Here is a 22,144-nt window from a genome sequence, read left to right as displayed (position 1 = left end):
ATGGCAATGGAACTGAATGAAGTCACAGGGGAAGTTAAAGTCATCGTCTTCCGGTTGAAAGATGAAGAATACGGAGTCGAAGTGGAACAGGTGAAATCGATTGAAAAATTTGAGCATATTACACGCGTTCCGCGGACACCTGCTTTTGTCAAGGGCGTAGTCAATTTACGCGGGGTCGTCACCCCGATTATCGATTTGCGCAAGCGGTTTGGCCTGGAGGAAACAGAGTACACGGAAGCTACCCGAATCATTATCGTCGCCGTGGGCGAACTTGAAGTCGGCTTGATTGTAGATGCCGCCAATGACGTGATCGATATTCCGGTCAATGCCGTCGAACCACCGCCGGAAGTGGTCGGAGGAGTAGAAGCGGCTTACTTGCGGGGAGTGGCAAAGCTGGAGAAGCGCCTGTTGATTTTGCTGAATTTGGACAAGGTGTTAAATACCGACGAGTTGAAACAGCTTGATTCGTTCGAGGTTTGACCATGGTTAGCATTGATAAATTTGGCGACTTTCAAATTGACGTTTTGCGTGAAGTGGGCAACATTGGTGCAGGACATGCCGCGACTGCATTGTCCAAATTGATCCAAAAAGAGATCGATATGAAAGTGCCCCAGGTAAAGATCATTACCTTTGATGAAATCGCAGATGCGGTTGGCGGTGCGGAAGAACTGGTTGTGGCCATTTTTCTGCGGGTGGAAGGAGAATGCCCAGGCAACATGTTTTTCATTGTTGATCTGGGCTCCGCCCGCAACCTGCTGAAACAGTTGATCGGGATGGAGGAGAGTCAGGAAGAAATGCTTTCTGAACTGGAAATTTCCGCCTTGCACGAGATTGGCAATATTTTGGCTGGTTCCTATCTCTCTTCTTTGTCCGATTTTACCAAGTTGAACTTGCAGCCATCTGTGCCGGCTCTCGCCATCGACATGGCAGGCGCGATTCTCAGCTATGGCTTGATTGAGTTGTGCCGCGCCGGTGATTATGTGTTAACAATCGACACCGCCTTTCTCGGCGGAGAACAGGATGTCAACGGTCACTTTTTCCTTATTCCTGACCCCGACTTTTTTGAGAAATTATTCGTGGCATTAGGAGTTCCGTTAAATGGAGATTATTAAAATTGGTATGGCTGACTTGGGAGTGGCGCACTCGCCCGATCGGTTGCGCACAACAGGTCTTGGTTCTTGCGTCGGGGTTGTCTTGTACGATCAAGTGAAAAGGATCGCGGGGATGGCGCATGTCATGTTGCCTGAATCTTCGTTAGGAAAAGGGAATGAGACCAACATTGGCAAGTATGCCGATACGGCGATCCCGCAGTTGATCAAAGAAATGGTGGCCGTTGGAGCGTCCGCCTACAATTTGACCGCCAAATTGGCGGGCGGCGCACAAATGTTTTCTTTCCTGGGTGGAAATGATACGATGAGGATAGGTCCGCGAAATGTAGATGCCTGCAAAGCCATTTTGGAGCAAAACCACATCAAGATTGTCGCTGAAGATACAGGCGGCAACTGCGGTCGCACCATCGAAATGGACGCGGAAACGGGGATTCTGCAAATTCGCACAGTAAATCAAGGAGTTAAGGAAGTTTAACTATGGTCCGGAAAATTGCCTTTCAACTCATTTTTGGCATGATTGCCTTTATCGCTACATTTATCTCTGCTCTCGGCGCAAATGTTTTTTCCGTTGCTTTCCTGCGGGCATTCATCGCATTCATTATTTTCTTTCTTGTTGCTTTCCCGGTTCGTTGGCTGTTATCTTTGATCACGAGCACGAAGCCGGCCGATGCGCCGCAGGCAAAATCAGGTAACCATGTAGATCTCGTCACGCCAGAGGACGAACCAGAATCGGCCGAATCGTCGCAAAAGGATTCGGTGGATTCGTTTGTACCATTGACCGTTCCAAAAATCGAACGAACAGCAACTGCAACTGATCCTGCAACGATCGCTAATGCCGTCAGGCGGTTAACTGATGAGTAAAGGCTGGTGATATTGATTCATGGCTCGACTGAACAATCACGAAAAAGCAAAGCAGTTTGATAAATGGATTTCGTGGAAGCAGGAAGGTAATCGCGAGGCTGAAGTTGAGCTGGTGACGCAATTTTTGCCATTGGTGACAAAGGTGGCAAATCGTTTAGCGATCGGTTTGCCAAGCAACGTCGATAAAGATGACTTGATCAGCTACGGCCGTTTTGGACTGTTGGACGCATTGTCCAAATTTGACCATACGCGCGGCCTGCAATTTGAAACATATGCGATGTGGCGAATCCGGGGAGCGATGATTGACGGACTCCGTGAAAATGACTGGATTCCGCGTACCGTGCGTGATAAAGCGAAAAAGATCGAGGAAGCGTATACGATACTGGAACAGGAGAAACTGCGAACACCCACCGATCAAGAGGTCAGTGAATATTTGGGGATTAGCGAAAAAGAACTGCAGCAAGTCTTTTTTGACACGTCCCTGGCTTCAATGGTATCGATTGACGAGGCCGTCGGGGATGAGGATGAGCAAAAAACGGCACGTCACACCTATTTGGTGGATGAAGTGACGCCTCGTCCTGAGTCGGTTGCGGAAACGGCAAGCTTGAAAGAAGTATTGACTCATTCGATTGACAAATTGCCGGAAAAAGAGCGGCTGGTTGTTTCTCTTTTTTATTTTGAAGAACTGACCTTAACTGAAATTGCTGAAGCAATGAACTTATCGCCATCCAGAATCTCACAATTGCATTCAAAAGCAATTTTTCGTCTCCGTTCCAGTTTAAATAGATGGAAATCTCAATTATTATAAAGGGAGATCACATTTTTCATGGAGAGGGAGCATGTAAATGGAAGGGATAGGCGAAAAGCGGTTGGAAGTCAGTATCTCGAAAGATGAATTGAAGGCGGAAATTACCATTCGGGCGTCACAGTCACCGATGGATGTGACTGTAACAGAACAAGAGGTACGCCAGGCGCTGGAACAAAGCGGCATCACATACGGGATCATCGAGCAAGCGATCGAACAACTATGTCAGTCTCCCCAAAAATATGTAAACCAGCCCTTGCTGATTGCCGTTGGCTTGCCGCCTGTTCCGGGGACAGATGCAAAAATTGAATACCCCTATGAAAAAAAAGAGACGGATGAACACAAACCGAAAGAATTGGACGACGGCCGCGTCGATTATTACTCGTTAAACACGATTGCCAATATTTCCAAAGGGCAGCTGATTGCGCAAAAGATCCCGGCGACTGCGGGAGAGGCGGGAATGAGCGTGAAAGGAATCAAAATTCCGGCGAAAGCTGGAAAAGAGGTTACGATCAAGGCCGGGAAAAACGTCGTGTTTAATCAGGACCGGACGCTGTTATATGCGGCGATCGATGGACAAGTCTCCTTTACCGACAAAGATAAAGTAAACGTTTTCCCAATATATGAGGTTAACGGCGATGTTGACTTCAGTGTCGGAAACATCGATTTTATCGGGAATGTCATCATTCGCGGCAGTGTTCCAACCGGGTTTCGGATCAAGGCGTCCGGAGATATTCGGGTATTGGGAAATGTGGAAGGGGCCGAGCTGGAGGCGGGCGGTTCGATTGAAATCAAAAGCGGTATCGTGGCGCAGGAAAAAGGGTTTGTCAAAGCCGGCCGCGATGTGAGAACGTCGTTTATCCAGAATGGCAACGTAACTGCGGGAAATGAAATATTTGTATCGCAGAGCATCATGTTTTCCAATGTGCGAGCAGGAAAAAATATTTTCTGCAATGGAGCCAAAGGCATTATTATTGGCGGCACGTTGCAGGCGGGCGAACAGATCGTCGCCAGAGTGATCGGCAATTCCAGTTCGACACCTACCGTGTTGGAGGTTGGCGTGAAACCGGAATTGCGCGAAGAATTGGTCCAATTGAAAAGACAAATTCAGGTTGCATACGAAAACATGCGGAAAACAGAGCAGGGATTGAATGTCTTGTCACAAATTCTTGCCGCGAACGGCGAGCTTTCCCCAGATAAAAAAGCATTGCAAGTCAAACTGGCCAATACCCGATTGGTTCTGGAGAAAGAGTTGAAAACGCATGAAGCCCGAAAGAAAGAGCTGGAGATTGAACTGGAAGGAGAAACTCCAGCGAAAATCGAAGCCAGCACAATTATGTATCCAGGCATCAAATTGGTCTTTGGCAATCTGGTTCGGTTCATCAAGCAGGAAATATCGCGCGCTCGCTTTATGGTAATCCAGGGTGAAATTACGACGGTCACGATTGTATAGCAGAGGAGATGAGCGACTCTGAAAGTCGTGGAATTACAAAGCGCTTTGCCGCGCACGCAAGAGGTTGGACGGATTCAGGAGCAACAGCAGCAGCGATTCAATCATGAACGATTGCTGGAGATTGCGGAACAACTGAAGACCATCCAGCAGGAAGGCCAGCGGGTTGGTGAACTGGAGCAGTCGGCTGAAGGGAAAATTCGGGAACAACGGGAAAAAGAACGTCACAGGAAAAAATCGTCCGGTTGGGAGAATCAGACAGAATCACCGGTTGGTCAAAAGGGTTCCGATCAGCATTTGATGCATGATCCGTTCCGTGGACGTTTTATCGATATTTCGCTCTAGTGTATCCAACCAACCGTCTGAACGGCTCAAACGGAACTCTTTTCAATGAAAAGGTGAGTGTAAGTGGAACAGCCAATATATATACTTTTAGGGGCAGGAGCACTGATCGTGATCGCTGCCCTTTTTCTGAAACAGCGCAGTCCGAAGGCGGAAGCGTCCGGTACGCTGGACCAGAAGGAGATCGAGCGGACACTGCAGCGATTTGTCAGCCAGATCAAGCAGGAAAATGAAAAAGTTCGCGCGGAACTGCGGCAAACCAAAGACGAGATGGCCAGCGAGCTGGCGGCGTTACGACAAGAGTTGGAACAGGCGGAAGCTCGCTATCAAGCATTGACTGTTCAAGTCCGTTCGCTGGGCGAGCGCAAGCAGGCAACAGAAGAAGAGGAGACACGTGCGGAGGATCAGTCCGATATTTTGGCTTTGCGCGAACGCTATCGTCGGGTGTTTGAGCTGAAAGGGCAAGGGCTGTCTTTGGACGAGATCGCCAAAACGCTGGGAGCCGGGCGGGGCGAAATCGAGCTGATTGTTTCTCTGGCCAGTCCGGCAGAAAGAGGGGCAGAACATGAGTAGACGCAGCCTGTTATTGGGTTTTGGTGCGGGAATGCTGTTTGCCGGCGGATACTTGTTGGTTTATCCTGCTGATGAATCGCCCCGGCCGCTGACACAGCAGGAACTGCAAGCGGCAGCGCAAACCTACGATCTGGTTGTATTGACAAAAGAAGAATATCAGCAGCTTCAACAAAACAGCGCCCAAGCAGGCGAACAATCGCCAGCAGCCAAAAGCGATGACAAGCCGCCAGCCGAGACGTCATCGGCAACCGGTGAGAAAGCGACTGGGGAAGAACCTGTTTCCGAACATCTGCAACCGCTTCCCGCAGCGCCCAAGCAAGCAAGTACGCCCAAGGCGCAAACGCCGGCTTCACCGTCCGCTCCAAACAGCAAGACGCCATCGTCCCCAGCGCAGCCAACCGCTTCTGTGAAGCAGCCAGCCGCTTCGGCGAAGCAACCAGTCGCGCCAACGCCGGCTCAACCGTCCGCTGCGGTGAGCGCGTCGAAAGAGAACAGCGACAAATCTGTTGTACCAGCTGTCCCTGCCTCCCCCGAGGTCGAACAGCCCGGGCAGCCAACTGTATCAGAGCCAACCGTTGAGGTGAGAATCCCCGGCGGTTATTCCACGAATCAAGTCGGACAGCTGCTCCACAAGGCGGGGCTCGTTGCCGATGTGAACGGGTTTGTGGCGGAAATGAAGGCCGAGCAAAAAGTTGACCGTATACGGGCGGGCACTTATCAGCTCAGCAAAAACTTAACGATGGATCAACTGATCAAGCTGATCACGACACCCCCAACGGAGTAACTGCTTGCTCGCATCCACATTGCCCCTGACAATGTGGATGTTTTGTTTTATGTTGGCCAATACATTTCGCCCAATTGCAAGATCCGCAGTTGTTTAGACGGCAGCTCGCGGCGCTTCCACTCGCGCTGCAATCGATCCAGCGCCTCCTTGGGCGTATCGTCGGCCAGCCGAAACGCACCGTAGTGCATCGGAATAAACAGACTGGCACGCAGGTCGAGAAAGGCCTGGATCGATTCTTCGGGCGTCATATGCTGGTTGGACATGAACCACTCCGGTTCGTAGGCGCCAATCGGCATCAGAGCGATTCCGATCGAAAAACGCTCGCCGATTTCCTGGAACCCGCGGAAGTAGCCGCTGTCGCCGGAAAAGTAAAGCGCTGGTTCCTGTCCGAACTGGATAACCCATCCCCCCCAATGGGACGTGTTCGTATCAAACAGACTGCGCCGCGTCCAGTGTTGGGCAGGAACAAAGTGGAAGGAGACACCGCCATGCTCGGCTTGTTCCCACCAGGAAAACTCGCTGATCCGCCGAAACCCTTTTTTGCGGAACAAGCGACCCAGCCCGATCGGAACGAAAAATTGCGGATTGCCTTGCAAGCGACGCAATGTCGGGAAATCAAGATGGTCATAATGGCCGTGTGAGACAAGCACGATATCGATCTGCGGCAGCTCGTCCAACGGCAGTCCAGGGGGACTCAACCGCTTTTCAAAACCCATCCGATTGGCCCAGACAGGATCGATCAAAATATTGAGACCATGAATTTGCAACAAAAAGGATGCATGGCCGATCCAGACGAGCAGAGGGGCGGTACGATTTCTTTTCAGAAAGGCGAGATCGACTTCCCGGCATTGGGGGATCGTGTATGACAGATCTTTGATTTTCGCTTTTCGCTCTTTGCGCCATTGCAGCATTTCACCGAATGTTTTTCCGGTTGGAACGTCGTCAAGATTGGTATAGCGTTTTCTGTGAAAGAACATGGTGCGGCACCTCATTTCTCAGTCAAAAATAGCGTCGGCATGGGACAGCGGGACAGCGTTAAAAATGGTTGACGAAATGGTTATATGGCAGTTGGAGCGATTTGTCAATTCACATTTTCACATTCTGCTCAATTCCTTTCTTGCAATTGCAAAACCCATGTGATATATTTTTTTACGGTGTTGAATTCGCACGTCTTTCAATTTCAGTAAGGGTGCTGCCGCAATGGTAGTCTTGCTGAAAGATGCGAAGGGCGGAGGTTGGCACAAAAAAACCACTTGAAGGAGGTGTGATAATATGGCGGTTATCTCTATGAAACAGCTGCTGGAAGCTGGTGTACATTTCGGACACCAAACTCGCCGCTGGAACCCAAAAATGGCTCGCTATATTTTCACCGAACGTAACGGTATCTACATTATTGATTTGCAAAAAACAGTGAAGAAAGTGGAAGAAGCGTACAACTTCGTTCGCGATCTCGCTGCAAACGGCGGAAAAATCCTGTTTGTTGGTACAAAAAAACAAGCACAGGAATCCGTTAAAGAAGAAGCAGAACGTACTGGTCACTACTACATCAACCAACGCTGGTTGGGTGGTACTTTGACCAACTTTACTACCATCAAAAAACGGACAGCTCGTTTGGCTGAACTGAAACGTATGGAAGAAGACGGTACTTTCTCTGTTCTTCCGAAAAAAGAAGTTATCGTTCTGCGTAAAGAAATGGAACGTTTGGAAAAATTCTTGGGCGGTATCGCTAACATGGACGAACTTCCGGACGCTTTGTTTGTTATCGATCCGCGCAAAGAACGCATTGCAGTAGCAGAAGCTCGCAACCTTGGTATTCCGATCGTTGCGATTGTAGATACTAACTGCGACCCTGATGAGATCGATTATGTTATCCCAGGTAACGATGACGCGATCCGTGCGGTAAAATTGTTGACTGGCAAAATGGCTGATGCGATCTTGGAAGGAAGCCAAGGCGGAGAACAAACCACTACGGCTTAAAAGGTAGTCAATCGTTGAGGGTGGACTGAGGGTTTCAGAACCCCGTCCACCTTTTCTACCGTATAGACCCAAATTCTTGTTATATCAAGGAGGTACATAGCAATGGCAATCAGTGCACAAGCGGTGAAAGAACTGCGTGAAAGAACAGGCGCAGGGATGATGGACTGCAAAAAAGCGCTCGAAGAAACAAATGGAGATATGGAAAAAGCGATTGACTTGCTCCGTGAACGCGGAATCGCCAAAGCGGCGAAAAAAGCGGGTCGTATCGCGGCTGAAGGTCTTACTTCCTACGCGGTAGATGGTAACCGGGCGGCAATCGTCGAAGTAAACTGCGAAACAGACTTTGTAGCGAAAAACCCTGAATTCCAAACCTTGGTAAAAGATATTGCGGAACATGTTGTTTCGCAAAATCCTGCTAGCGTAGAAGAAGCTTTGGAACAACCATTCAAAGGAAACGGCGATCCGCTTTCCAAAGTGATCAGCGAGAAAATCGCGACCATCGGAGAAAACATCACCTTCCGTCGTCTGGCTGTCCTGGAGAAATCCGACAATGGCGTATTTGGCGGATACTTGCACATGGGTGGTAAAATCGGTGTGCTGGTTGCCCTGGAAGGAACAACTGACGAAACGCTGGCAAGAGATCTCGGCATGCACGCCGCGGCTGCTAACCCGCGTTTTGCCAACCGTGAAGAAGTTTCTGCGGATGAAATCGAACGTGAGCGTGAAGTATTGAAAAACCAAGCTTTGGCTGAAGGCAAACCGGCCAACATCGTTGAGAAAATGGTTGAAGGCCGCCTGTCCAAATACTTTGAGGAATATGTCATGGTTGAACAACCGTTCGTCAAAGATCCGGACAAAAAAGTTGGCGCTTTGTTGAAAGAAGCGGGCGCTACCTTGAAAACGTTTGTTCGTTACCAAGTCGGCGAAGGAATCGAGAAAAAACAAGAAGACTTCGCGGCAGAAGTAATGGCGCAAGTGAATAAACAATAATTTTTGCTCCAGTAGGGAACACCTTTGTGTTCCCTATTTTTAAAACAAACTGCAGCGTATTGCGGCATATCTTGAAAGACAGGATAGATTGAAGAAATGGAGGCTGTATGGAATGCCACTTCCTGCCTATAAACGTGTTGTGCTAAAGTTGAGTGGGGAAGCCTTGGCTGGAGAAGTGGGATATGGGATTGACCCGAAAATCATCTTTTCCATTGCCAATCAAATTAAAGAAATTGTTGAACTTGGCGTACAGGTAGCTGTTGTTGTCGGAGGCGGGAATATTTGGCGCGGTCTTTCCGGCAGTTCAAAAGGAATGGATCGGGCCACCGCCGATTATATGGGCATGTTGGCGACCATTATGAATTCGCTCGCTCTGCAGGATGGATTGGAAAAGGTCGGTGTTCCGACACGCGTGCAAACTTCCATCGAAATGCGTCAGGTAGCAGAACCATACATACGGAGAAGAGCCATTCGCCATCTGGAGAAAAATCGGGTGGTCATTTTCGCCGCCGGAACCGGAAATCCTTATTTCTCCACGGATACGACTGCAGCATTGCGCGCCGCCGAAATCGAGGCCGAAGTCATTTTGATGGCGAAAAATAAGGTGGATGGGGTTTATACTGCAGATCCAAGCGTTGATCCAAACGCGAAAAAGTATGACCGGTTAACTTTCCTGGAAGTGCTTAACAAAGGACTTGGCGTCATGGATTCGACCGCCTCCAGCTTATGCATGGACAATAATATTCCGTTAATTGTCTTCTCCATTACCGAAGAAGGCAATATCCAACGTGCAGTTATGGGTGAAAAGATCGGCACTATTGTAAAGGGGGAATAACACTATGCCACAAACAGTCTTGAAAAACATGGAAGAACGTATGAACAAGGCGATTGCTGCGCTGAAAAAAGATTTGGCCAGTCTCCGCGCTGGACGTGCCAATCCGGCTATGCTGGATAAAGTGATGGTAGACTATTATGGAACCCCGACCCCGATCAGCCAGTTGGCCAACGTAAGCGCACCGGAACCTCGCCTGTTGCAAATTCAGCCATGGGATAAGTCTGCGCTGAAAGACATTGATCGGGCGATCCAACAGTCAGATCTTGGCCTGACCCCGACCAATGACGGAGTCGTTATTCGGATTGCGGTACCGGCATTGACGGAAGAACGCCGGAAAGATTTGGTGAAAATGGCCAATAAAATGGCGGAAGAAGCAAAAGTAGCAGTCCGCAATATCCGTCGGGATGCAAACGATGAAATCAAAAAGTTGGAAAAAGCTGCGACCATTTCTGAAGATGAATCCCGCCGCCACCAAGAAACCATTCAAAAAACAACCGATAAATACATTGCGGATATCGAGAAAATTACAAAAGAAAAAGAAAAAGATATTCTGGAAGTATAAAAAGCATTACAATAAGAAAATGGATACTTGGTTAGCGATTAGTCAAATCCCCCTCCCATGAGGGGGACTTATGTCTATATCTCTCATTCTGGGGGAAAACTTGATGATAGAACATTTCACTCGCAAATGGTTGCGAAAAGAAGAGCCAGTGTTGGAGGAGTCAGGAAATATCCCTGAACATATCGCCGTGATCATGGATGGAAACGGCAGATGGGCGAAAAAAAGAAGTTTGCCCAGAATTGCCGGCCATCGGGCGGGAATGAAAACGGTCAAGGAGATTGCCAAGGCAGCTGATGAGATCGGCGTCAAAATTTTGACTATGTACGCATTCTCGACAGAAAACTGGAAACGACCGAGAGATGAAGTCGACTACTTGATGAAACTCCCGCAGGAATTTCTGTCGACTGAATTGGATGAATTGATGGAACGAAACGTGCGCGTGTGCATGGTCGGCAGCAAGGAAGGCTTGCCGAAACATACGCTTGAAGCATTGTTGTTGGCTGAGCAAAAAACCGAAAAAAACACGGGGCTTCAGCTTAACTTCGCGTTGAATTACGGCGGACGCAAAGAACTGGTCAAGGCGTTTGCCGAGTTGTATGAAGAGATCCAGGCAGGAAAAGTCAAACTGGAAAATGTGGATGAAGCGGCGATTGCCCAGCATCTTTATACCAAAGATTTGCCTGATCCCGATTTGTTGATTCGCACAAGCGGAGAGATCCGTATCAGCAACTTTATGCTGTGGCAACTGGCCTATACGGAATTCTGGTTTACCGACGTATTGTGGCCGGATTTTTCCAAAGAAGATCTGTATCAAGCTATTGCAGAATATCAAGGGCGAGCTCGTCGCTATGGAGCGGTTTAAGTCGAAGAGGTGGACGCAGTTGAAGCAGCGCATCGTAACAGGGCTAATTGGAGGCATTATTTTTATTGGTATTGTCTATTTGGGGAATAGCTGGTTTTCTTTGCTCGTTTTGCTGTTAGCTCTGGGGGGACTATATGAATTTTTGCGCATGGCCAAAATCCCTCTTTTTAGTATGGCGAGTTTGTTCAGCTTCATTTTAATGCTGGGCATTCTGCTGCCAAATGTGGCATTTGCCTCGTCCATGGAGCTGTCAGTAGGGGATGTCTTGTTGCCAGTGATGTTGTTGCTATTTATCTACTCAGTTTGGCGCAAGAATCAGTTTCATATCGAACATGTCGCCCTGACGATTTTAGGGGCGTTATACATAGGCTACGGTTTTACCTACATGCTGGCAACGCGCAATTTGCCTGAGCATGGACTCTTGTTGACTTTTTTGGTGGTCTTCGGCATTTGGGCCACCGATACGGGCGCGTATTTCGTTGGCAAAGCGGTCGGCAGACGCAAATTGTGGCCGGCGATCAGTCCCAATAAAACGTTGGAAGGTTCGCTGGGAGGGCTGGTGCTGGCTGTCTTGGTGGTGGCGCTGCTCAACCAGCTCGGGGGATCGTTTTCTTTCGGGCAGGTGCTCGGCATCGGCTTGACGATCGGAATAGCCGGTCAGTTGGGTGATTTGGTGGAATCTGCGATCAAACGCCACTTTGGGGTGAAGGATTCCGGACAAATCTTGCCTGGCCATGGAGGCGTTTTGGACCGCTTTGACAGTTTACTGTTTGTCTTTCCGATCCTTCATCTTTCAGGAATGATCTAAAGAGACGAAATTACAACGGAGTAGAGGGTGAACCGATTGAAAAAAATTGCATTGCTGGGTTCAACGGGTTCGATCGGAACCAGCACGCTTCAAGTAGTGAGACAGCATCCGGAAAAGTTCCAAATCGTAGCTTTGTCGGGTGGAAGCAACGTGCGACTGCTGGCGGAACAAATTCAAGAGTTCCATCCTTTGTTTGTTTCTGTAGGCTCGGAAGCGGCCGCAAAAGAGCTGCGGTCGCTGCTCGGAGATGCCAGACAGCCGGAGATCGGCTACGGGGAAGAAGGCTTGTTGCAGGCAGCGGCGCTTCCTGATGCCAACTTTGTGATGACCGCAGTCGTCGGCAGCGTAGGAATTGCCCCGACATTGGCTGCGATCGAAGCAGGAAAAACGATCGGGCTGGCCAACAAAGAAACGCTGGTCAGCGCAGGCCATCTGGTGATGAAGGCGGCGCGGGAGAGAGGCGTTGCCATTATTCCGGTCGATAGTGAACATTCCGCCATTTTTCAATGTCTGGCAGGGGAGAGGCGGCAAGATTTGTCGCGGATCATCATTACGGCATCCGGCGGTTCATTCCGCAATCGGTCGCGCTCTGAGTTGGAAAATGTGACCGTTGCCCAAGCTCTGAGCCATCCAAACTGGAGCATGGGGGCGAAAATTACGATCGACTCTGCTACAATGATGAACAAAGGATTTGAAGTGATCGAAGCCCATTGGCTGTTTGACCTGCCGTACGAACAGATCGACTGCGTGCTTCATTATGAAAGCATCGTTCATTCTATGGTAGAATATAAAGACGGAGCGGTAAAAGCCCAGTTGGGAACTCCTGATATGAAGGTACCGATTCTTTACGCGCTCAGCTATCCGGGGCGGTTGCCATTGGAGACAGAGCGGCTTGATTTCAGCAAACAAGCGACATTGCACTTCGCTCCAATGGATTTTGACCGTTATCCGCTGCTGAGCTTGGCGTATGCCTGCGGAAAAACAGGCGGAACGGCGCCAGCGGTATTGAATGCAGCAAATGAAATCGCAGTTTCGCGCTTCCTGCAAGGTGAGATTACGTTTCTGCAGATTGAGCAAATCGTTGAGCAGGTTTGCCAGTTGCATGAATCGGTTGCCCAGCCTTCATTGGAGGAAATCCTCGAATGCGACCAATGGGCGCGGACGCAGGCGGCAAAGTTTGCTGCACGGTAAAAAAGATCAGGATTCTCAGTATTTTGCTAAGACGGGCATACCTGTAACCTACAATGGGCAGCATGTTTTTTTGGTCGCTGCTTCCGATACTGGAAATGAAAGGTGGCTATCCTTTTGCCTTTTGCAAACTCGATTGAATCAGTAATCGCAATTGTTGTTGTGTTTGGTTTGCTTGTTTTTATCCATGAACTGGGGCACTTTTTGCTGGCGAAGCGTGCGGGGATTCTTTGCCGCGAATTTGCCTTGGGAATGGGTCCGAAAATCTTCAGTGTAAAAAAAGGGGAAACCGAATACACATTGCGGCTGTTGCCGATTGGCGGGATGGTCCGAATGGCAGGGGAAGATCCCGAACTTGACATCTTAAAACCGCAAATGCAAGTGACCGTAGAACTTGACCCGTTGGGGAAAGTATCGCGGATCATTCTTGATCCGCATCATCAACCTGGGCCAAATCAAGTGACAGGCACTGTCATTCGCTATGACTTGGAACAGCAATTGAACATGCAGCTGGAATTGGCCGGTGAACAAAAGCAATTTTCCGTTCATCCCCAGGCCATGCTCGTCAAAGGAGATCAGGAAATCCAAATCGCTCCGCTGAATCGCCAGTTTAAAGGCAAGACGATCATGCAACGGTTCTGGGCGATCTTTGCCGGTCCGGCGTTCAACTTTATCCTCGCGTTTGTGTTGTTTACGTTAATCGGTTTGTTCTTTGGCGTGCCAAGCAACCAACCGATGCTGGGAGAAGTCAAAGCCGATGGTCCGGCTGCGCAAGCTGGACTGCAGCAAGGGGATCGCGTGCTGTCGATCCAAGGACAACCCGTTGCAAGCTGGGATGATCTGGTGGAAATTGTCAGCATGTCACCGGGCAAAACGTTGCAGATGGAGATTGAGCGGGACGGTCAGCGAAAAACGGTTGACGTCACAATCCTCAACGAGCAAAATGTAGGCAAGATCATGGTATACAAACCAGTCACCTACTCGCCGTTGCATGCGGTCCAATACGGCGCCGTATCAACCTATAATTTTTCTGCGGCGATTTTGAAGAGCCTCGGACAGTTGATAACAGGCACGTATGGCTTGAAAGACTTGAGCGGGCCGGTCGGCATTTTCAAGATGACCGGAGAATTTGCGCAGCAAGGTCTAAGCGTCTTGATGAGTTGGGCAGCGGTGCTCAGCATTAACTTGGGATTGTTCAATCTGTTGCCGGTTCCTGCCTTGGACGGTGGTCGAATTGCTTTTCTCGTTGTGGAAGCACTGCGAGGTCGGCCGGTTGATCCCAATAAAGAAGGAATGGTTCATTTCCTTGGATTCGCTTTGCTGATGCTGTTGATTTTGGTGGTTACCTGGAACGACATCACTCGGTTGTTCTCATAATAGAGAGCGATAAAGAAAAAGGATGGTGCTTCAAGTGTTTAAACGTGAGGAGACGAAACCGGTATTTGTGGGAAATGTTCAGATCGGCGGTCAAAAGGGCGTTGTGATTCAATCGATGACGACAACCGATACGCGCGATGTGGAAGCTACGTTGGCGCAAATCCAACGGTTGGCAGATGCGGGTTGCCAAATCGTCCGGTTGGCGGTGATCAATGAAGATGCAGCGCGCGCCATTAAAAAAATTAAGGAACGTTCGCCATTGCCGTTGGTGGCCGATATTCATTTCGATTACCGCCTGGCGTTGATCGCGCTGGAAAGCGGCATTGACAAAATTCGGATCAATCCGGGCAACATCGGTTCGCGTGAAAAAACAAAAGCGGTCGTAGAAGCTTGCCGCGAGCGAAACGTTCCCATTCGGATCGGAGTAAACTCCGGTTCCGTCGAAAAACGTTTGCTGGAGAAATACGGCTATCCGAGTCCGGAAGCGATTGTGGAAAGCGCGATGGATCATGTGGAAATCCTGGAAGACCTGAATTACGACAATATCGTGATTTCCTTGAAGTCGTCCGATGTTCCGACGATGATTCAAACGTATTCGCTGATGGCGCAAAAACGGAATTATCCGCTGCATGTCGGGGTAACCGAAGCGGGTACGCAGTTTTCCGGCGGAATTAAATCGGCGGTTGGGATCGGGACGGTTCTGTCAATGGGCATTGGTGATACAATCCGCGTTTCGTTGACCGCCGATCCGGTTGAGGAAATCAAGGTGGCCAAGCAGATTTTACGCAGCCTTGATATAGTCAATAACGACCCTGTCGTGATCGCTTGTCCATCGTGCGGCCGCTGTGCGATCGATTTGATCGGTTTGGCGACAAAGGTGGAGGACGCCGTATCTACGTTGAAAGTACCATTGAAAATTGCCGTGATGGGTTGCGCCGTCAATGGACCGGGTGAAGCACGCGAAGCAGATGTCGGTGTCGCGGGCGGAAATGGTGAAGGATTGATCTTCCGCAATGGCGAGATCATCCGAAAAGTAAAAGAGGATGAATTGTTTGAGGAATTAATGAAAGAAATCCATACCATGGTGCAGCAATAAAAGGAACGTGAATCGACGTAGTGTCGCCAGTTAAGAGGAGGAAGCAGTTGTGTTAAAGCAAAGTCAATATCTCATTCCTACATTGCGGGAAGTGCCAGCCGACGCTGAAATCGCCAGCCACAAATTGCTGCTGCGCGCTGGTTTGGCTCGACAACTGGCGTCAGGGGTCTATACCTACATGCCATTGGCATTGCGCACCCTGCACAAAATTCAAGCGATTGTCCGGGAAGAAATGAATCGTGCCGGTGCACAGGAATTGCTCATGCCTACATTGCAGCCGGCTGAACTTTGGCAGTTATCCGGACGATGGGATGCTTATGGCCCCGAGTTGATGAGACTGGATGATCGTCACGACCGTCAATTTGCTTTGGGACCTACCCATGAAGAAGTGATTACGAGTCTGGTTCGCGATGAAGTCAATTCCTATAAAAAACTGCCGCTGAATCTTTACCAGATTCAAACGAAGTTTCGCGACGAGGTTCGTCCGCGCTTTGGCTTGATCCGGTGCCGTGAATTTATTATGAAGGACGCTTATTCTTTCGACACGAGCTGGGAAGGATTGGAGAACAACTTCCAAGCGATGTTTGATGCTTATTCACGGATTTTTACCAGAGTTGGTCTTAACTTCCGTGCGGTGGAAGCTGACGCCGGCACCATCGGCGGGACAGGCACCTATGAATTTATGGCGCTCTGCGAGATCGGGGAAGATACGATTGCCTATTCCACGGAAGGCGATTATGCCGCCAACCTGGAAAAAGCCGAAGTCGTTTACAAAGGAAAAACGCAGCCGGACCTGAATGTGCCGCCAATGGAAAAAATCCACACGCCAGCGACACGGACGATTGAACAGTTAACCAATGCGCTGCAAATCGAAGCGAAACAAATTATCAAAAGTCTCGTGTTGCGCGTCGATGACAAACTTGTGATTGTGCTGATTCGCGGTGACCATGAACTGAATGAAGTGAAAGTGAAAAACCACTATGATGCCACCCATGTGTCGATGGCATCCGAGGAAGAGATCCGCAACCTGGTCAAAGCGCCGGCTGGTTTCGTTGGACCGGTTGGATTACCCGCTGACGTGGAAATCATTGCGGACAACTTTGTGCAGGATGTACAGGATGGGGTTGTCGGTGCCAATGAAGTGGACTACCATTTGCGTCATGTCAAACCAGGACGAGATTTTCAGGTGAAAGCTTACGGCGACTTCCGCAACATCATGGAAGGCGATGAAAGTCCAACCGGGAAAGGCACGATTGCTTTTGCCAGAGGGGTGGAAGTCGGTCACGTCTTTAAACTCGGGACGAAATATTCGCAAGCGTTGGGTGCGACATATTTGGATGAAAACGGCCGCAGCCAACCGATGATTATGGGCTGCTACGGCATCGGGATCTCCCGGACGCTGGCAGCTGTGATCGAACAAAACAATGATGAAAACGGCATTATTTGGCCGGTTTCCGTCGCGCCTTTCCATGTTCATGTCATTCCGGTCAACGCCAAAGTGGAAGAGCAACGGACTGCCAGCGAGGAAATTACGGCGATGCTGACCGAGGCCGGAATCGAAGTGTTGTATGATGATCGTCCGGAACGCGCCGGCGTTAAATTCAAGGATGCGGATTTGATCGGTTTGCCGCTGCGCATCACTGTTTCCGACAAGGTGCAGGATGGTCTGGTGGAAATAAAAGTTCGGCGCAGCGGAGAAACTTTTGAAGTGAACCGCACCGAGCTGGTTCCATTTATCCAAGAATTGCTAGCCAAACTGTAATGCAAAAAACAGCAGGAATTGAAACAAATTTTGTCGAAAAGAGAAGGGGTACCCGTTTTCGGGTGCCTCTTTTCGCACTTGCAGATGTCCGTCATTTTTTCATAAACGGCGACTGTCCTTGGATTGCTTCGTGTACAAAGGGCAGCGGTTTTCCTTTGAAAACATGCGGCAAAAGATTGAGGTGATCAACGGATGGAACGTATCGAAGAGCAAAAACAACGCTTCGCAATTTTGGTGAAACAATTGGAACTGCCTGCCGATTGGTCCGAGCGTTTTTTTGCCGATGCGCGAATTGATAAATTGGAATTATACAAGCAAAATCGGGAATGGGTCTTTCATTTCACCCTTGGGCAATTGTTGCCGGGGGAAATTTATCGCGCGTTTCTGCAACGCTTGCGCCAGTCGTTTGCCCACCTGGCGAAAGTGGATGCTTGCTTTCGTTATCAGCAAAAACCGAGCGAGGAGCAGATACTCGCTGCCTATTGGGAACCATTGCTAGTTGAGCTGGAAGCGAAAATTCATTCGCTGGCGGGACAAATTCGCGCGGCGCGTCATCACTGGGAAAACGGGGCCATTCATGTTTTGCTGCCGACCGAAATGTCGTTGGAGATGGTCAAACGGAAAAAAGTCGAGACAGATTTGGCCGAAGCGTTTTACAAGGCAACTGCATGGCGTCCCCGCTTTCTGTTTACCGCGGAAGAGAACGATGAGGCCTACAAAGCATTCGCTGAACAGCGCGAAGAAGAAGAACGCGCGCTGGTCGAAGTGGTTCGCAGCGCTCAAATCGAAAAAGAGAACAAAGAGGAAAAAGCCGCGGTTTCCAGCCTGATGATCGGCTATGACATCAAAGAGGAGCCTGTGCCGATCAAGGAAATTCAGGAAGAAGAACGCCGGGTTGTCATTCAAGGGAATGTGTTTAACGTGGAGTTGAAGGAGCTGCGCAGCGGTCGCCATTTGCTTACGTTCAACATCACCGATTACAGCGATTCGCTTTCCGTCAAAGTATTTTCCCGCGATAAAGAAGATGTGCGCATGCTGGAAGTTCTGCAGGACGGCATGTGGGTAAAAGTAAGAGGAAGCGTCCAGCATGACACCTACGCCCGGGAGTTGGTGATGATCGCCAATGACATTAACCAGATCGAGGCGATCGGTCGGAAGGACCGCTCGGAACAAAAGCGGGTCGAACTTCACGCCCACACGCCGATGAGCGCGCTCGATGGAGTGATTTCGCTCAAAGCGCTCATTTCCACGGCTGCCAAATGGGGCCACAAAGCGGTTGCCATTACCGATCACGGTGTGGTACAAGCGTTTCCGGAAGCGTACGGATTGGCGAAAAAGCATAATATCAAGTGCATTCTCGGCATGGAAGCGTACGTGGTGGAAGATGGGACCGATATCGTCTACAATTTGCTGCCATCCGGCGAAAATGACATGCCGATTGACGAAAACACGCCATATGTCGTTTTCGATACAGAGACGACAGGGTTGAATGCCAACGAACATACGATTATTGAAATCGCGGCCGTGAAAATGAGAGGGAGCGAGATCATTGATCAATGGACGGAATTGATCGATCCGCAGTTGACGATCGGCGCGAAGACGACAGAAATTACCGGGATCACCAATGAAATGCTGCAAGGCAAAGACCCGCTGGAGGTTGTATTGCCCCGGTTCAAGGAATTTGCCGGCGATGCCGTACTGGTTGCGCACAATGCGGAATTCGACAAGAACTTTATCAATGCCTGCGCGAAGCGGATCGGCATGGAGCCGTGGACCAATCCGTTCCTGGATACGCTGCCGCTCGCCCGCATGATCTACAAAGGCATGCGCAACTATCGGCTGGGAACGTTGGCCAAACGGCTTAACGTGGAACTGATCAATGCGCACCGGGCATTGGATGACACGGTTGCGTTGGCCCATGTGTTTCAACATATGCTGAAGGAGATCAAGGAAGCCAACATTCAGACATTGGCAGAACTGAATGAACGCAGCAATGCCGAAGCGGATTACAAGAGCTCCCGGCCATTTCATGCAACCATTCTCGTGCAGAACAAAGCCGGGCTGAAAAATCTGTATAAGCTGGTCAGCCGTTCCCATGTGGAAACGTTTTACCGTGTACCGCGAATTTTGCGCAGCCAGTTGAATCGTTTCCGCGAAGGGCTGCTGATCGGCACCGCCTGCAAGGAAGGTGAGCTGTTCCAGGGGATATTGCGGGGGAAATCGCGTGACGAACTGCGGGAAGTGGCAAAATTTTACGATTATATCGAACTGCAGCCATTGTTGCAATACGAGCCGCTGGTTCGCGATGAAAACATCTCCCATCTTGATGTGGTCAAAGAGTATCATCGCTTGCTGGTGGAGATCGGCGATGAGTTGGGCAAACCGGTGGTGGCGACAGGCGATGTCCATTTCCTTAATCCGGAAGACAGCATTTTCCGCGATGTTTTCCTGCTGTCCCAAGGAGATGCCAATGCGGGCAACCAGCCGCCGCTCTATTTGATGACGACCGAGGAAATGCTGGAATCGTTTGCTTATTTGGGCAAAGAGACGGCGGAGCGCGTCGTCATCCATGATACGAACAAAGTTGCCGACATGATTGAAGAAGTGTGCCCGATCCCCGACAAGCTGTATACCCCGGTGATTGAAGGGGCCGACGAAGAACTGCGCAGCATGTGCTACGAAAAGGCAAAACGGTTGTACGGCGATCCGTTGCCGGAGCTGGTGGAAAATCGGCTGGAAAAAGAGCTGACAAGTATTATCAAGCACGGTTTCGCCGTCATTTACTTGATTTCCCAGCGTCTGGTGACAAAATCGCTGCGTGACGGCTACCTGGTTGGTTCGCGGGGATCGGTTGGTTCCTCGTTTGTGGCGACGATGTCCGAAATTACCGAAGTAAACCCGTTGCCGCCGCATTATTTGTGCCCGGAATGCAAATATAGCGAATTCATTACCGACGGTTCGATCGGTTCCGGTTTTGACTTGCCGGATAAAAGTTGTCCGAAATGCGGTTCGAAGTTGAACAAGGACGGCCAGGACATTCCGTTCGAAACGTTTCTCGGCTTTAAAGGAGACAAGGTACCTGATATTGACTTGAACTTTTCCGGCGATTACCAACCGCGGGCGCATAAATACACGCAGGAATTATTCGGTGTGGACAATGTGTATCGTGCGGGAACGATCGGAACCGTCGCCGAGAAAACCGCGTACGGCTATGTGCGCAAATATGCCGAAGAACGGGGCTTGATGCTGCGCAATGCGGAAATTGCCCGTCTCGTCAACGGCTGTACCGGGGTCAAACGGACGACAGGGCAACACCCGGGGGGAATAATCGTTGTCCCGGACTATATGGAAATTGAGGATTTCTGCCCGATTCAATTCCCGGCAGATGACAATGAATCGGAATGGCGGACAACTCATTTTGACTTCCATTCAATCCATGACAATTTGTTGAAACTCGATATTCTCGGACACGACGACCCGACGGTCATCCGTATGCTGCAAGACTTGACGGGCATCGATCCGAAGACGATCCCGCTGGACGACAAAGAAACGATGTCGCTGTTCAGTTCGACGGAAGCTTTGGGGGTGACCCCTGAGCAAATACGCTCCAATCTTGGCACATTGGGCATTCCCGAATTTGGAACCAAATTTGTTCGGCAAATGCTCGAAGATACGAAACCGACGACATTTGCCGAACTGGTGCAAATTTCCGGATTGTCCCACGGAACCGATGTTTGGCTCAACAACGCCCAAGAGTTGATTCGCAACGGCACCTGCAAGCTGTCTGATGTGATCGGTTGCCGCGATGACATCATGGTGTATTTGATTTACAAAGGACTCGATCCGTCTCGTGCCTTCAAGATCATGGAGTCCGTGCGGAAAGGGAAAGGCGTCAACGAAGAGGATCAAGAGGAGATGCGCAAACACAACGTGCCGGAATGGTACATCGACTCATGCCAAAAAATCAAATATATGTTCCCGAAAGCGCACGCCACTGCGTACATTATGATGGCTGTACGGATCGCTTACTTCAAGGTGCACTATCCGCGTGAATTTTATGCGACGTATTTTTCCGTGCGTGCTGACGACTTCGACATTCCGCTGATGGTCAAAGGCTCATCCGCCATTCGCCAAAAAATCGAGGAAATCGAAGGGAAAGGCTTGGATGCGCAGCCGAAAGAAAAAGCGCTGTTGACCGTTTTGGAGATGGCGCTGGAGATGGTTGAGCGCGGGTTCCGCTTCGCCAACGTCGATTTGTATCGTTCGGACGCAACCCGGTTCCTGATCGATGGAGACAGTTTGATTGCGCCGTTTAATTCGATTCCGGGATTGGGGACGAATGCGGCGATCAGCATCGTCAAGGCGCGGGAAGACGGCGAGTTTTTATCCAAAGAGGATTTGCTCAACCGTGCCCGCATTTCCAAGACGATCCTGGAATATTTGGAAGAGCAAGGTGCGCTCAAAGGTTTGCCGGAATCGAATCAACTCTCCCTGTTCTAGGGAAGCGGCCTGGAAGCGGGCGGAAAACGGCAAAACCGCTTGTCCTGCCTGATCCTCAACCGTGTTAAAGGTTGTCAAGAGATTCCTGTTATGCTATAATCGATTTGGAAATACTGGTTTTACAAGGAGCCAAAGAGTGGGGAAACCCACTCTTTCTTTCTGGAGCGGAGAAAGCATTCCTTCTTTGCTTTTCCGGCACACTAGTTGTAAACCCGACTGGTCCAAAGAAAGCTTGCGTGGCTCAATAGACGAAATGGTGAAAC

General features: G+C 49.8%; 21 protein-coding genes. 20 read left to right on the top strand and 1 reads right to left on the bottom strand.

What is annotated here, in order from left to right; all coding sequences use genetic code 11:
- From JOD01_RS10890 to JOD01_RS10850, 9 genes are all read left to right on the top strand, one after another.
- Positions 1-480: a chemotaxis protein CheW gene (locus JOD01_RS10890; protein ID WP_420829081.1), complete on the top strand. Its 480-nt coding sequence runs from the start codon at positions 1-3 to the stop codon at positions 478-480.
- Positions 481-482: 2 nt separating this feature from the next.
- Complete coding sequence (locus tag JOD01_RS10885) at positions 483-1,112, top strand: chemotaxis protein CheC (protein ID WP_204518342.1); 630 nt, start codon at positions 483-485, stop codon at positions 1,110-1,112.
- Complete coding sequence (locus JOD01_RS10880) at positions 1,099-1,584, top strand: chemotaxis protein CheD (RefSeq protein WP_204518341.1); 486 nt, start codon at positions 1,099-1,101, stop codon at positions 1,582-1,584. Before JOD01_RS10885 ends, JOD01_RS10880 begins: the two co-directional genes overlap by 14 nt.
- A gap of 2 nt (positions 1,585-1,586) precedes the next feature.
- Positions 1,587-1,970 (top strand): hypothetical protein, encoded by a 384-nt coding sequence (locus JOD01_RS10875; protein WP_204518340.1) that lies wholly within the window; start codon positions 1,587-1,589, stop codon positions 1,968-1,970.
- A 19-nt stretch (positions 1,971-1,989) separates the two neighbouring features.
- Positions 1,990-2,778, top strand: a complete 789-nt coding sequence (locus JOD01_RS10870; protein WP_204518339.1) for a FliA/WhiG family RNA polymerase sigma factor — start codon at positions 1,990-1,992, stop codon at positions 2,776-2,778.
- 37 nt (positions 2,779-2,815) lie between these two features.
- The gene (locus JOD01_RS10865; RefSeq protein WP_204518338.1) at positions 2,816-4,228 is read left to right on the top strand and encodes a DUF342 domain-containing protein; all 1,413 of its coding nucleotides are present in this window, start codon (positions 2,816-2,818) and stop codon (positions 4,226-4,228) included.
- 27 nt (positions 4,229-4,255) lie between these two features.
- A complete protein-coding gene (locus JOD01_RS10860) occupies positions 4,256-4,570 on the top strand; it encodes a hypothetical protein (RefSeq protein WP_204518337.1) in 315 nt (104 codons plus the stop codon).
- A 63-nt stretch (positions 4,571-4,633) separates the two neighbouring features.
- Positions 4,634-5,140, top strand: coding sequence for a DUF6115 domain-containing protein (locus JOD01_RS10855; protein ID WP_204518336.1), 507 nt, complete (start codon positions 4,634-4,636; stop codon positions 5,138-5,140).
- Positions 5,133-5,924, top strand: coding sequence for an endolytic transglycosylase MltG (locus tag JOD01_RS10850; RefSeq protein WP_204518335.1), 792 nt, complete (start codon positions 5,133-5,135; stop codon positions 5,922-5,924). Before JOD01_RS10855 ends, JOD01_RS10850 begins: the two co-directional genes overlap by 8 nt.
- 47 nt (positions 5,925-5,971) lie before the next feature.
- Here the strand turns inward: JOD01_RS10850 and JOD01_RS10845 are convergent, their stop codons facing one another.
- Positions 5,972-6,901: an MBL fold metallo-hydrolase gene (locus JOD01_RS10845; protein ID WP_204518334.1), complete on the bottom strand. Its 930-nt coding sequence runs from the start codon at positions 6,899-6,901 to the stop codon at positions 5,972-5,974.
- A 295-nt stretch (positions 6,902-7,196) separates the two neighbouring features.
- Between JOD01_RS10845 and rpsB the strand changes: the two genes are divergently transcribed.
- The 11 genes from rpsB to JOD01_RS10790 all read left to right on the top strand — a co-directional run bounded on the left by rpsB (position 7,197) and on the right by JOD01_RS10790 (position 21,881).
- Positions 7,197-7,901, top strand: a complete 705-nt coding sequence (gene rpsB, locus JOD01_RS10840; RefSeq protein ID WP_204518333.1) for a 30S ribosomal protein S2 — start codon at positions 7,197-7,199, stop codon at positions 7,899-7,901.
- 102 nt (positions 7,902-8,003) lie between these two features.
- Positions 8,004-8,891, top strand: a complete 888-nt coding sequence (tsf, locus tag JOD01_RS10835; protein ID WP_204518332.1) for a translation elongation factor Ts — start codon at positions 8,004-8,006, stop codon at positions 8,889-8,891.
- A gap of 112 nt (positions 8,892-9,003) precedes the next feature.
- Complete coding sequence (gene pyrH, locus JOD01_RS10830) at positions 9,004-9,726, top strand: UMP kinase (RefSeq protein WP_204518331.1); 723 nt, start codon at positions 9,004-9,006, stop codon at positions 9,724-9,726.
- Between the two features lie 4 nt (positions 9,727-9,730).
- Positions 9,731-10,288: a ribosome recycling factor gene (gene frr / locus JOD01_RS10825; protein ID WP_204518330.1), complete on the top strand. Its 558-nt coding sequence runs from the start codon at positions 9,731-9,733 to the stop codon at positions 10,286-10,288.
- Between the two features lie 103 nt (positions 10,289-10,391).
- Entirely contained in the window at positions 10,392-11,150 is a 759-nt protein-coding gene (locus JOD01_RS10820; RefSeq protein ID WP_204518329.1) for an isoprenyl transferase, read from the top strand.
- Between the two features lie 19 nt (positions 11,151-11,169).
- A complete protein-coding gene (locus JOD01_RS10815) occupies positions 11,170-11,958 on the top strand; it encodes a phosphatidate cytidylyltransferase (RefSeq protein ID WP_204518328.1) in 789 nt (262 codons plus the stop codon).
- A gap of 36 nt (positions 11,959-11,994) precedes the next feature.
- Positions 11,995-13,149, top strand: coding sequence for a 1-deoxy-D-xylulose-5-phosphate reductoisomerase (locus JOD01_RS10810; protein ID WP_204518327.1), 1,155 nt, complete (start codon positions 11,995-11,997; stop codon positions 13,147-13,149).
- Between the two features lie 108 nt (positions 13,150-13,257).
- The gene (gene rseP, locus JOD01_RS10805) at positions 13,258-14,523 is read left to right on the top strand and encodes an RIP metalloprotease RseP (protein WP_204518414.1); all 1,266 of its coding nucleotides are present in this window, start codon (positions 13,258-13,260) and stop codon (positions 14,521-14,523) included.
- Between the two features lie 34 nt (positions 14,524-14,557).
- Entirely contained in the window at positions 14,558-15,619 is a 1,062-nt protein-coding gene (ispG, locus tag JOD01_RS10800; protein WP_204518326.1) for a flavodoxin-dependent (E)-4-hydroxy-3-methylbut-2-enyl-diphosphate synthase, read from the top strand.
- Between the two features lie 49 nt (positions 15,620-15,668).
- Positions 15,669-17,381, top strand: coding sequence for a proline--tRNA ligase (locus JOD01_RS10795; RefSeq protein WP_204518325.1), 1,713 nt, complete (start codon positions 15,669-15,671; stop codon positions 17,379-17,381).
- Positions 17,382-17,573: 192 nt separating this feature from the next.
- Positions 17,574-21,881, top strand: a complete 4,308-nt coding sequence (locus JOD01_RS10790) for a PolC-type DNA polymerase III (protein WP_204518324.1) — start codon at positions 17,574-17,576, stop codon at positions 21,879-21,881.
- Positions 21,882-22,144: the final 263 nt, after the last annotated feature.

It is taken from the genome of Brevibacillus fulvus (assembly GCF_016908525.1).
Lineage (GTDB): Bacteria > Bacillota > Bacilli > Brevibacillales > Brevibacillaceae > Brevibacillus_G > Brevibacillus_G fulvus.
The sequence above is the reverse complement of the archived record's forward strand: the minus strand, read 5'-3'. Positions and strand labels throughout refer to the sequence as shown.

What these genes read in the sequence shown, in the direction of transcription:
- pyrH (WP_204518331.1), top strand. Translation starts at nt 9,004, where the DNA reads ATGCCACTTCCTGCCTATAAACGTGTTGTGCTAAAGTTGAGTGGGGAA.
- rpsB (WP_204518333.1), top strand. Translation starts at nt 7,197, where the DNA reads ATGGCGGTTATCTCTATGAAACAGCTGCTGGAAGCTGGTGTACATTTC.
- JOD01_RS10850 (WP_204518335.1), top strand. Translation starts at nt 5,133, where the DNA reads ATGAGTAGACGCAGCCTGTTATTGGGTTTTGGTGCGGGAATGCTGTTT.
- JOD01_RS10885 (WP_204518342.1), top strand. Translation starts at nt 483, where the DNA reads ATGGTTAGCATTGATAAATTTGGCGACTTTCAAATTGACGTTTTGCGT.
- JOD01_RS10790 (WP_204518324.1), top strand. Translation starts at nt 17,574, where the DNA reads ATGGAACGTATCGAAGAGCAAAAACAACGCTTCGCAATTTTGGTGAAA.
- tsf (WP_204518332.1), top strand. Translation starts at nt 8,004, where the DNA reads ATGGCAATCAGTGCACAAGCGGTGAAAGAACTGCGTGAAAGAACAGGC.
- JOD01_RS10880 (WP_204518341.1), top strand. Translation starts at nt 1,099, where the DNA reads ATGGAGATTATTAAAATTGGTATGGCTGACTTGGGAGTGGCGCACTCG.
- JOD01_RS10865 (WP_204518338.1), top strand. Translation starts at nt 2,816, where the DNA reads ATGGAAGGGATAGGCGAAAAGCGGTTGGAAGTCAGTATCTCGAAAGAT.
- JOD01_RS10875 (WP_204518340.1), top strand. Translation starts at nt 1,587, where the DNA reads ATGGTCCGGAAAATTGCCTTTCAACTCATTTTTGGCATGATTGCCTTT.
- JOD01_RS10870 (WP_204518339.1), top strand. Translation starts at nt 1,990, where the DNA reads ATGGCTCGACTGAACAATCACGAAAAAGCAAAGCAGTTTGATAAATGG.
- JOD01_RS10820 (WP_204518329.1), top strand. Translation starts at nt 10,392, where the DNA reads ATGATAGAACATTTCACTCGCAAATGGTTGCGAAAAGAAGAGCCAGTG.
- JOD01_RS10845 (WP_204518334.1), bottom strand. Translation starts at nt 6,901, where the DNA reads ATGTTCTTTCACAGAAAACGCTATACCAATCTTGACGACGTTCCAACC.
- frr (WP_204518330.1), top strand. Translation starts at nt 9,731, where the DNA reads ATGCCACAAACAGTCTTGAAAAACATGGAAGAACGTATGAACAAGGCG.
- JOD01_RS10890 (WP_420829081.1), top strand. Translation starts at nt 1, where the DNA reads ATGGCAATGGAACTGAATGAAGTCACAGGGGAAGTTAAAGTCATCGTC.